This window comes from Streptococcus sp. GMD5S (assembly GCF_000298715.2).
GTDB lineage: Bacteria > Bacillota > Bacilli > Lactobacillales > Streptococcaceae > Streptococcus.
Genome location: NZ_AJRG02000020.1, coordinates 22,937 through 33,243, shown reverse-complemented (window position 1 = coordinate 33,243; position 10,307 = coordinate 22,937). Strand labels below are relative to the sequence as shown.

The following is a 10,307-nucleotide window of genomic DNA, read 5'->3' as shown; positions in this document are numbered from 1 at the left end:
TGTTTAGCTTGGGTGGAAAAATTTGAGAAACATAAAGAAATAGTAAATTTACCAGATATTAAAGGTATTGATTTTGTCACATTATTAAAAAAAGTTCGAATTAGTTTTAAATTATATTCAGATAAAAGAGTTCTAAGAGCTTTTAAAATGCTAAATAATAGTGCAGAAAAACGAAAAAAAATATTAGAAACCGATTATAATTTTTTCCAGAAATTTGTCATTAGTATTGTTGGTCAAAAAGATTTAGGAGTATTTACGATTGACGATATTCCCTATGGAAACACCAGCCAGTTAAGTATTTATCTAGAAGAAATATTTGTCCAGAATAATTTTGATACTCTAAATAATTGGATGTTAAATAATAGGGAGTTTCTTATTGAATATTCTAGAACTTTAACAACATTTATTAATTCTATTACGATAGAATTTGAAGAAAAATTCTCAATTGATCCAACTTTGAAAATTAATGTCACTAGTTATAAGTTAAGTCATATGGATAAATTTTTGATGGATACAAAAAGGCGTAATATCTTACTGGGGGAAGTGTCTCTGGAAGTTCAATTGCAGTTATTTAATGTTTTATGTCAAAATAATTTCATAAATATTTTGGTTCCTGAAATATTTATGAAAACAGGTGGTTTATTATATCGTTTAAAGTTACAAACTTATTTAGTTAGTGTCAATACTATAAAAAAATTTTATAAGAAATTTTCAAAACTTTTAAATCCTTGTTTAGAGAAAAATATAGAAGAAATTATTGAATGTAAGGAAAAATTATTTTTGGAGAATACTCAATTTAGAAACAACATTTTTCACTATTCTCTCACAGGAATTTCTAGTAAAAATTTTTTAGGATACAAATATTATTTCAGAGCAGTTGTTGAGAGTTATGTAGAAATGAGTTTTGATGATTTTATAAAAATGATTGATGAAGAAACAGAGAAAATTAATGCAATTATTGAAAAAATAATAAATTTTAGGTAGAGGAGAAAAAATCATGGCAGATACTATTCTAATTCTGGGCAATGGCTTTGATATTGCAATGGGGCGAAAAACAAAATATACCGATTTTATTGAGTTTGAAAAACAATTATTTTCTAATCCAGATGAAGAATTGTTAGAGTTTCTAAAAGTTAAAAATATAAGGACTGAGAAATACAAAGATAATTTGTATTTAAAATTTATTAATGAGAATAAAGGTACTCTTGGGGATAATTGGTTTAATCTTGAAATCATGATTTCTCAACTTGCAGATGCGATAATGTATTTTAAAGAGAATATGCAATTGCTTTATGATTTATCAGCTATACATCCAGTTAGGAAAAGTAACGATATATTGAAAAAAGAAACTAATTTCAGTGCAAAATACTTTATTGCAAACATATTTGCCCCATTTTATCAAGAGTATGAGTGGAAGTTGTTAGATAGAGATTTTGTATTGAACAAACTAAACTATATCTTTATCGAACAGTTAAATTTATTAACAGAACTGCTAGAAATCTATCTGTCATATTTAGATTATTTAGATTTTGAAGTTCAAGGGATTAACCCCAAGCCAACAGCCTTGGATTCGGTACCTAATTTATCACATACCTATGTTTTAAATTTTAATTATACCAACACGTCAGCTTATCTATTTGGAACTGTTGAAGAAAGAACTCATTTCATACATGGGCGAATTGATTTAGATAGAAAGTTTAATGCCATGGTTTTTGGAATTGAGGATAAAGAAAATGACGTTAACAGTGATTTGATACCTTATCAGAAATATTATCAACGAGTTGTTAAGGAAACTGGAAATTATTATGAAACTTTTTTCGACCCAACTTTAGAATTCACAGAAGATGAGTTATGTATGCCTTATTCTTCGTCTAAAAATATAATCATATTTGGTCATTCAGTAGATCCTTTAGATAAAGAGATTTTTCAAAAATGTTTTGAATTATCAAAGAAAGGTGAGTATCCTTATCGATTTGTTTTCACTTATGTTAATGAACCAGCTAAACGTTCAATTATTAAGAATCTCGCAATCATCCTTGGTAAAGAAAAATTGATAGAGTTAACAGGAAAACGTAATATTGTATTTATAAAGAGTGATGATAAGGATGGTATGAAAGAAGTTCTACTACCTTAATAAAGTTAAGAATAGTTTATAGCCCACTCGCTCTAGTCAGGTCGAGTGGTTTTTCTTGAAATATGATAAAATAGAAAAGATAATACATTTTTGAAAGAGTTTTAGATACAATTTTGTTTCCATATTTCCTGGAAACTGATAGAAAGTAAGGAGAAAGATGGAAACTAACCAAAAATCCCATTGTCAGCAACTCTGGGCTAGAAATAAATACCTCGTTTTGAGCCATTCCAGCAATATTTACAATGAGATTCGCCAATATCTCAAGAATGAAGTGGTGGAGCTGAGTCATGTTCAAGAACTGATTGACCGTGCCTGTCAAATCCCAGAACATAGGGGTCAAGTTTGCAATGCCTTCCAGCATATATGGGGCTATTTCAAAAAGAAAGCGACAGATGCTGAGCGCAAGGACTATATGCTCTTGCTGGATCGCTACCGTTTTGGTCAGGTTTCCAAGGAAGACTTGATTGCTAAGACTCGAGTGTTGCTTGATCGCTATCCAAATACCTACTTGCAACATTCGACTTTACTGAAAGGAGACTCTCATGAGACTTTGGCATGAGGCTTTGATTTCACAACTTCCCCGTCCGCAGCTTTTGGGGCAACATCGAGAGTGCTGTGCTCTTCGTGGCAATGGCTGGGGCAGAAAGCATGCGACGGTGGACTATGTCTTTACCCACTCGCCTTATCGTCTCTATGCCTATCATCGCTTGATCATGGAGGAGATGGCAATCCGTGGCTACAATGTCAGTCCAGAGTGGCTGGATAAGAACTACCGTGGCAAGACCTGCCCTTCTTATCAAGACTTAGCAGAGGAGAAACTAGGCAAGACCATCTATAGTGAACATGATGCAGAATACTATGAGGAGTGTTTAGCTAATCTCCGAGAGAAAGGCATTGAGCTGGAGTAAGAGTCAGGATTAGCTCCATATTATAACTCTTCTCGTAATTTTTTTGAATAATAAATATGAGACCTTTAGAATGATTCTAAGGTCTTCTTTTTAAGAGTATTAGGATTTACTTTTAATAACTTTTAAGTTATAATTTGTTTCAAAAGCCAAGCGTGAACTGAAGGACTTAAAAGAAAGAGGGTTAAGTGATGAAAAATAGTGCCATTGGAAGTAATTGGAAAGATGTCCGAACAGAACTCTTTACCAAAGAGGAAATCCTTGAAAGTGATATGCGAGTGGCTATCATGAGTGAGTTGATTGAAGCTAGACATGAGCAAGGTATCAGTCAGAAAAAGCTAGAAGAACTTAGTGGAGTGAGCCAGCCTGTGATTGCTAGGATGGAGACAGGCAAGACCAGTCCTCAGTTGGATACGGTCTTAAGAGTCTTAGCCAGTTTAGGAAAGACACTAGCAGTCGTTCCACTTGAACAGGGGAAAGTTGATTAAACTGACCTATAGTCTTTTCTAATAGCAAGCCATAGTCACTGATGCGAATCGTCAATAGCTCGTTTGAGCATTTCAACTAAAATACAGCCTTAAAACAAGCTATACAAAGGATTTGAGACACTGTTCTCAAGTCTTTTTCTTTTGTCCTAAATGATGATATAGTTTCAAACTATATCAAAGCCTAATTTTTTACAATTATACAGGCGCTTTCTTTTCTGTTAAGATAGTTTCAACAACAAATTTTGGAGGACACATCATGTCAACTACGATCATCGGTTTCCCTCGTTTGGGCGAATTCCGCGAATTAAAATTTACAACTGAAAAATACTTTAGAAAAGAAATCTCAGAAGAAGAACTCCTTGCAGCAGCAAAAGAATTGCGGGCAAAACACTGGAACATTGTCAAAGAAAAAGGCATCACTGAAATCCCATCAAATGACTTTTCTCACTACGACAACTTCTTAGATGCGGCTTTCCTCTTCAACGTGGTGCCTGCATCTGTTCAAAACTTGGACTTGTCTGACCTTGAGCGCTACTTTGCTTTGGGACGTGGTTACCAAGGAGAAAAAGGGGACGTTCGTGCCCTTCCGATGAAGAAGTGGTTTAACACCAACTACCACTACATCGTTCCTAAATTTGAAAAAGACACTCAAGTTAAATTGGCTGGTCACAAGATCTTTGATGAGTTCCAAGAAGCCAAAGAACTTGGTCTCAACACTCGTCCTGTTCTTGTAGGTCCATTCACTTTCCTTCAATTATCAGACTTTGAAGAAGGCGTGAAAGCAGAAGACTTCGTAGATAGCTTAGTAGCTGCTTACCAAGAAGTTTTTGCTAAATTGGCGGAACTTGGTGCAACTCGTATCCAACTCGATGAAGCGGCTCTTGTCAAAGATTTGACAGCTGAAGAAAAAGCTCTCTTCTTGAACATCTACAACAAGCTTTTGGCTGACAAGAAAGGTCTTGAAGTCTTGCTTCAAACTTACTTTGGTGACGTTCGTGACGTCTACTCTGACCTTGTGAACTTGCCAGTAGATGCCATTGGTTTGGACTTCGTTGAAGGTAAGAAAACTCTTGAACTCGTTAAGGGTGGCTTCCCAGCTGACAAGACTCTCTATGCAGGTATCGTCAATGGTAAAAACATCTGGCGCAACAACTACGAAAAGAGCTTGGCTGTTCTTGAGCAAATCCCAGCTGAAAACATCGTTTTGACAAGCTCATGCTCACTTCTTCATGTGCCATTTACAACTGCTAACGAAGAATTTGAACCAGCTATCTTGAACCACTTTGCTTTTGCAGTTGAAAAATTGGATGAGATTCGTGATTTGGATGCTATCCGCAACGGTCAAGGCGCAGAAGCTCTTGCAGCAAACAAAGAACTCTTTGCGACTGAGCGTGTGGGTGAAAATGCGGAACTTCGTGCGCGCATCGCTGGATTGACTGACGCAGACTACACTCGTTTGCCAGCCTTTGCAGAACGTGAAGCTATCCAAGAAGAAGCCTTTAAACTTCCAGCTCTTCCAACAACAACCATCGGTTCATTCCCTCAAACTAAGGAAGTCCGTGCCAAACGTTTGGCTTACCGTAAGGGTGAATTGTCACAAGAAGAATACGATGCCTTCCTTGCTGAGACTATCGACGAATGGATCAAATGGCAAGAAGAAGTTGGATTTGACGTGCTTGTACACGGTGAGTTCGAGCGTAACGACATGGTTGAGTACTTCGGTCAAAACTTGTCAGGTTACCTCTTCTCTAAAAACGGTTGGGTACAATCATACGGTATGCGTGGGGTGAAACCACCAATCATCTGGGGTGACGTCACTCGTCTCAACCCAATCACTGTCAAATGGTCTAGCTACGCACAAAGCCGTACTGACAAACCTGTTAAAGGTATGTTGACAGGACCTGTTACCATCCTTAACTGGTCATTCCCACGTGAAGACATCTCTATCAAGGACTCAACTCTTCAAATCGCCCTTGCTATTAAGGATGAAGTGCTTGACCTTGAAGCTGCAGGTGTGAAAATCATCCAAATCGACGAGGCTGCTCTTCGTGAGAAATTGCCACTCCGTCGTAGCGACTGGTACGAAGACTACCTTGACTGGGCTATTCCTGCCTTCCGCTTGGTACACTCTACAGTAGCGCCAGACACTCAAATTCACACCCACATGTGTTACTCAGAATTTACAGATATCATCCCAGCTATCGACAACATGGATGCGGACGTTATTTCCTTTGAAGCAAGCCGTTCAAACCTTGAAATCTTGGACGAACTCAAAGCGAAAAACTTCCAAACAGAAGTGGGACCTGGGGTTTACGATATCCACTCACCTCGTGTGCCTAATGAAGGCGAAATCGACCACACAATCGATGCTATTCTTGCCAAAGTTCCAAGCAAGAAAGTTTGGATTAACCCTGACTGTGGTTTGAAAACACGTGGTATTCCAGAAACAAAAGAAAGCTTGATCCGCCTTGTTGAAGCAGCAAAAGCTGCGCGTGAGAAATTGTAAGATACGATTTCGCTCGTGACACTGACTGATCAAGGAACTGCTTGGCCCTAGCTGGCTCAGCAATCATAAAATCAAAAAGAAAAGGATAATGACTATGTCACGCCAAACGCCGTCACTTTCATTTGAAGTGTTCCCTCCAAACCCAGCTGTGGGTAATGATAAAATTATTTCAGCCTTGCAGGATATGCGGGAGCTGACACCGCACTTTATCAGTGTGACTGCCAGCAACAATAAATTTAATATCAAGGAAACAACGGTTCGTTTGGCTGACTTTATCCAGAATGACTTAGCGATTCCAACCATTGCCCACTTGCCAGCTATCTATCTGACCAAGGACAAAGTTGCTGAAACCATTGCAGACTTGGACAAGGTTGGGGTACAGAAAATCTTGGCCTTGCGTGGGGATATTATCCCTGATGTGGAACCACAAAAGGATTTTCGCTACGCAACAGATTTGATTGAGTTCATCAAGGAACAAGCTCCTCACTTTGATATTATTGGCGCTTGCTACCCAGAGGGGCATCCTGACTCGCCAAACCAGATCTCAGATATTCAAAATCTCAAGAAGAAAGTGGATGCAGGCTGTTCAAGCCTTGTAACGCAACTTTTCTTTGACAATGAGCGCTTCTATGATTTCCAAGACAAGTGTACCTTGGCGGGGATTGATGTTCCCATTCATGCGGGGATTATGCCCATTCTTAACCGTAACCAAGCGCTTCGTCTCTTGAAGACTTGTGAGAATATTCATCTTCCACGCAAATTTAAGGCTATCTTAGACAAGTATGAGCATGATCCTGAGTCGCTCAGAGCAGCAGGACTTGCCTATGCAGTGGATCAAATCGTGGACTTGGTAACCCAGGATGTCGCAGGTGTGCATCTCTACACCATGAACAATGCTGAAACAGCAAAATACATCCACCAAGCAACCCATGCCTTGTTTAACCATCAGTCTTTAGGATAATAAAAAGCAAACCATTCTTCTCAGGTGAGGGGAATGGTTCCTTTTTAATAGAAAAGCCCGCACTTTTTAAGAAAAATATGATAAAATAGACTCTGTACGTACTTGATACAAAGATGAGGGTATAAACATATTCTTAGCTATTCAAATCTGCTATGCTATAAAAGATACAAATGCTAAAGAATAATATTTTTAAACTTTTCAAGGTATTTAGGTAGTTGAACACGGGCTAAATCCCTAGTGAAAAAGATAGATTTCCTGGTGTGCATCGCACACTGCGTCAATCTATGCTATCATGAGTAATTGAACTCGGCCGAAAAGCTGTGTAAAAAAGATAAACTGTCTTGTCTTCATCGAAGACTTCGCCAGTTTCCTATTTTTACTTTGCTTTTTGTGACCTTAGTATCTTGATCTTTGTAGGCAAGGCGTATAATTTCATCAATCCAAAGGGGATTAAAATGACAAAACAAGTGTTTCAAACGACTTTTGCGGGTCGTGAGTTGGTTGTAGAGACTGGCCAGGTTGCTAAGCAAGCAAATGGCTCTGTTGTCGTGCGTTACGGTGAGTCAACTGTCTTGACTGCTGCCGTTATGTCTAAGAAAATGGCAACTGGGGATTTCTTCCCACTTCAAGTTAACTACGAAGAAAAAATGTATGCGGCTGGGAAGTTTCCTGGTGGCTTTATGAAACGTGAAGGACGTCCTTCAACAGATGCGACTTTGACAGCGCGTTTGATTGACCGTCCAATCCGTCCTATGTTTGCGGAAGGTTTCCGTAACGAAGTGCAAGTAATCAACACAGTGCTCTCTTATGATGAAAATGCCTCTGCTCCAATGGCGGCTATGTTTGGTTCATCCTTGGCGCTTTCTATCTCAGATATTCCATTTGACGGACCAATCGCTGGGGTACAAGTGGGTTATGTCGATGGCCAAATCATCATCAACCCTACTCAAGAACAAGCAGAGCAATCACTTCTTGAATTGACAGTAGCTGGTACCAAGCACGCTATCAACATGGTTGAGTCTGGTGCCAAAGAATTGTCAGAAGAAATCATGTTGGAAGCTCTTCTCAAAGGACACGAAGCTGTTAAAGAATTGATTGCCTTCCAAGAAGAAATCGTTGCTGCGGTCGGTAAGGAAAAAGCAGAAGTGGAATTGCTTCATGTAGATGCGGACTTGCAGGCTGAAATCATCGCAGCCTACAACAGCGACCTCCAAAAAGCGGTCCAAGTAGAAGAAAAATTGGCTCGTGAAGCTGCAACTCAAGCAGTTAAAGACCAAGTGACTGCTGTTTACGAAGAAAAATATGCAGACCACGAAGAATTTGACCGTATTATGCGTGATGTGGCTGAAATCTTGGAACAAATGGAACACGCTGAAGTGCGTCGTTTGATCACAGAAGACAAGGTGCGTCCTGACGGTCGTAAAGTCGATGAAATCCGTCCTTTAGATGCGCAGGTTGACTATCTTCCTCGTGTGCATGGTTCCGGTCTCTTCACTCGTGGACAAACTCAAGCTCTTTCAGTTTTGACCTTGGCTCCGATGGGAGAAACGCAAATCATCGATGGTTTGGACCCAGAGTACAAGAAACGCTTTATGCACCACTATAACTTCCCTCAATACTCTGTAGGGGAAACAGGTCGTTATGGTGCACCAGGTCGTCGTGAAATCGGTCACGGTGCTCTTGGTGAGCGTGCCCTTGCTCAAGTCTTGCCAAGCTTGGAAGAATTTCCATACGCGATTCGCTTGGTAGCTGAGGTCTTGGAATCAAACGGTTCTTCATCTCAAGCCTCTATCTGTGCGGGAACTCTTGCCCTTATGGCTGGTGGTGTGCCAATCAAGGCGCCAGTAGCTGGTATTGCCATGGGTCTCATCTCCGACGGAAACAACTACACAGTATTGACAGATATCCAAGGTTTGGAAGACCACTTTGGTGACATGGACTTTAAGGTTGCCGGTACTCGTGACGGGATTACAGCCCTTCAAATGGATATCAAGATCCAAGGAATCACTGCAGAAATCTTGACAGAAGCCCTTGCCCAAGCCAAGAAAGCGCGTTTTGAAATCCTTGATGTGATTGAAGAAACGATTCCAGAAGTTCGTCCAGAATTGGCTCCAACTGCTCCGAAAATTGATACCATTAAGATTGATGTTGATAAGATCAAGATTGTCATCGGTAAAGGTGGAGAAACGATTGATAAAATTATCGCTGAAACAGGCGTTAAGATTGATATCGACGAAGAAGGAAATGTATCTATCTACTCTAGTGACCAAGATGCTATCAACCGTACCAAAGAAATCATTGCTGGTTTAGTTCGTGAGGCTAAAGTCGATGAAGTATACCATGCCAAGGTTGTTCGTATCGAGAAATTCGGTGCCTTTGTCAACCTCTTTGATAAGACAGATGCACTTGTGCACATTTCTGAAATGGCTTGGACACGTACCAATAATGTAGAAGATTTAGTTCAAATTGGTGATTTTGTAGATGTAAAGGTTATTAAGATCGATGAAAAAGGTCGTGTAGATGCTTCTATGAAGGCACTCTTGCCACGTCCGCCAAAACCTGAACGTTCAGAAGAAAAAGGGGATAAAGGTCATCGTCATGGCGATCGTCCTCGTCACCACCACAAGGACCACAAACCTAAGAAAGAAACTACAGAAACACCAAAAGACTCAGAATAAGAAAGGAGAAATGTATGGGATGGTGGCGTGAAACCATTGATATCGTAAAAGAAAATGATCCAGCGGCTCGCACTACCTTGGAAGTCTTGCTGACCTATCCGGGTGTCAAAGCCTTGGCTGCTCACCGTCTCTCTCATTTTCTCTGGAAACATGGCTTTAAGCTTTTAGCTCGTATGCACAGCCAGTTTTGGCGTTTTTGGACGCAGATAGAGATTCACCCTGGTGCTCAGATCGAATCAGGTGTCTTTATTGACCATGGAGCAGGACTTGTGATTGGGGAGACAGCTATCGTTGAAAAAGGTGTTCTTCTCTACCATGGGGTTACTCTTGGAGGGACAGGTAAGGATAGTGGCAAACGCCATCCGACTGTTCGTAAAGGGGCGCTGATTTCGGCCCACGCTCAGGTGATTGGCCCTATTGAAATTGGAGAGAAAGCCAAAGTTGGGGCGGGTGCAGTGGTTGTATCTGATGTACCTAGTGATGTGACGGTTGTCGGTATTCCGGCCAGGATCGTCCGTGTTCATGGTGAGAAAGACGAGCCAACCATTCACGAGGTAGAGGAGAAACGGAAATACTATCTAGACAAGCTAGAGCATGCCCGTGAAGCCAGCCACAGATCGTCTGGTTTGTAGAGG

At 40.1% G+C, this 10,307-nt stretch carries 9 protein-coding genes; all 9 read left to right on the top strand.

Annotation, left to right across the window (positions count from 1 at the left end):
• Positions 1-984 (top strand): hypothetical protein (locus tag GMD5S_RS10745; protein ID WP_016893838.1); only part of this gene is annotated, 984 nt, incomplete at its 5' end.
• Between the two features lie 13 nt (positions 985-997).
• Positions 998-2,134 carry an AbiH family protein gene (locus tag GMD5S_RS0208650; protein WP_000785729.1) on the top strand — a complete coding sequence of 379 codons (1,137 nt, stop codon included), beginning with the start codon at positions 998-1,000 and terminating at the stop codon, positions 2,132-2,134.
• Between the two features lie 157 nt (positions 2,135-2,291).
• Complete coding sequence (locus GMD5S_RS0208645) at positions 2,292-2,693, top strand: YbgA family protein (RefSeq protein WP_000449691.1); 402 nt, start codon at positions 2,292-2,294, stop codon at positions 2,691-2,693.
• The gene (locus GMD5S_RS0208640) at positions 2,677-3,042 is read left to right on the top strand and encodes a TIGR02328 family protein (RefSeq protein ID WP_001241800.1); all 366 of its coding nucleotides are present in this window, start codon (positions 2,677-2,679) and stop codon (positions 3,040-3,042) included. The genes GMD5S_RS0208645 and GMD5S_RS0208640 overlap by 17 nt, the downstream gene beginning before the upstream one ends.
• A gap of 188 nt (positions 3,043-3,230) precedes the next feature.
• Positions 3,231-3,527 carry a helix-turn-helix domain-containing protein gene (locus GMD5S_RS0208635; protein ID WP_000797752.1) on the top strand — a complete coding sequence of 99 codons (297 nt, stop codon included), beginning with the start codon at positions 3,231-3,233 and terminating at the stop codon, positions 3,525-3,527.
• 256 nt (positions 3,528-3,783) lie between these two features.
• On the top strand, positions 3,784-6,033 hold the full coding sequence (gene metE / locus GMD5S_RS0208630) for a 5-methyltetrahydropteroyltriglutamate--homocysteine S-methyltransferase (protein WP_000108242.1): 2,250 nt from the start codon (positions 3,784-3,786) through the stop codon (positions 6,031-6,033).
• A 94-nt stretch (positions 6,034-6,127) separates the two neighbouring features.
• Complete coding sequence (metF, locus tag GMD5S_RS0208625; RefSeq protein ID WP_002877494.1) at positions 6,128-6,994, top strand: methylenetetrahydrofolate reductase [NAD(P)H]; 867 nt, start codon at positions 6,128-6,130, stop codon at positions 6,992-6,994.
• Between the two features lie 455 nt (positions 6,995-7,449).
• Positions 7,450-9,672 carry a polyribonucleotide nucleotidyltransferase gene (gene pnp / locus GMD5S_RS0208620; protein WP_000166435.1) on the top strand — a complete coding sequence of 741 codons (2,223 nt, stop codon included), beginning with the start codon at positions 7,450-7,452 and terminating at the stop codon, positions 9,670-9,672.
• A 14-nt stretch (positions 9,673-9,686) separates the two neighbouring features.
• Complete coding sequence (gene cysE, locus GMD5S_RS0208615; protein WP_000539988.1) at positions 9,687-10,304, top strand: serine O-acetyltransferase; 618 nt, start codon at positions 9,687-9,689, stop codon at positions 10,302-10,304.
• The last annotated feature ends 3 nt before the right edge of the window (positions 10,305-10,307 follow it).

Excerpts from the sequence above, each read along its gene's own strand:
- cysE (WP_000539988.1), top strand. The coding sequence starts at position 9,687 with ATGGGATGGTGGCGTGAAACCATTGATATCGTAAAAGAAAATGATCCA.
- GMD5S_RS0208650 (WP_000785729.1), top strand. The coding sequence starts at position 998 with ATGGCAGATACTATTCTAATTCTGGGCAATGGCTTTGATATTGCAATG.
- GMD5S_RS0208640 (WP_001241800.1), top strand. The coding sequence starts at position 2,677 with ATGAGACTTTGGCATGAGGCTTTGATTTCACAACTTCCCCGTCCGCAG.
- GMD5S_RS0208635 (WP_000797752.1), top strand. The coding sequence starts at position 3,231 with ATGAAAAATAGTGCCATTGGAAGTAATTGGAAAGATGTCCGAACAGAA.
- GMD5S_RS0208645 (WP_000449691.1), top strand. The coding sequence starts at position 2,292 with ATGGAAACTAACCAAAAATCCCATTGTCAGCAACTCTGGGCTAGAAAT.
- metF (WP_002877494.1), top strand. The coding sequence starts at position 6,128 with ATGTCACGCCAAACGCCGTCACTTTCATTTGAAGTGTTCCCTCCAAAC.
- metE (WP_000108242.1), top strand. The coding sequence starts at position 3,784 with ATGTCAACTACGATCATCGGTTTCCCTCGTTTGGGCGAATTCCGCGAA.
- pnp (WP_000166435.1), top strand. The coding sequence starts at position 7,450 with ATGACAAAACAAGTGTTTCAAACGACTTTTGCGGGTCGTGAGTTGGTT.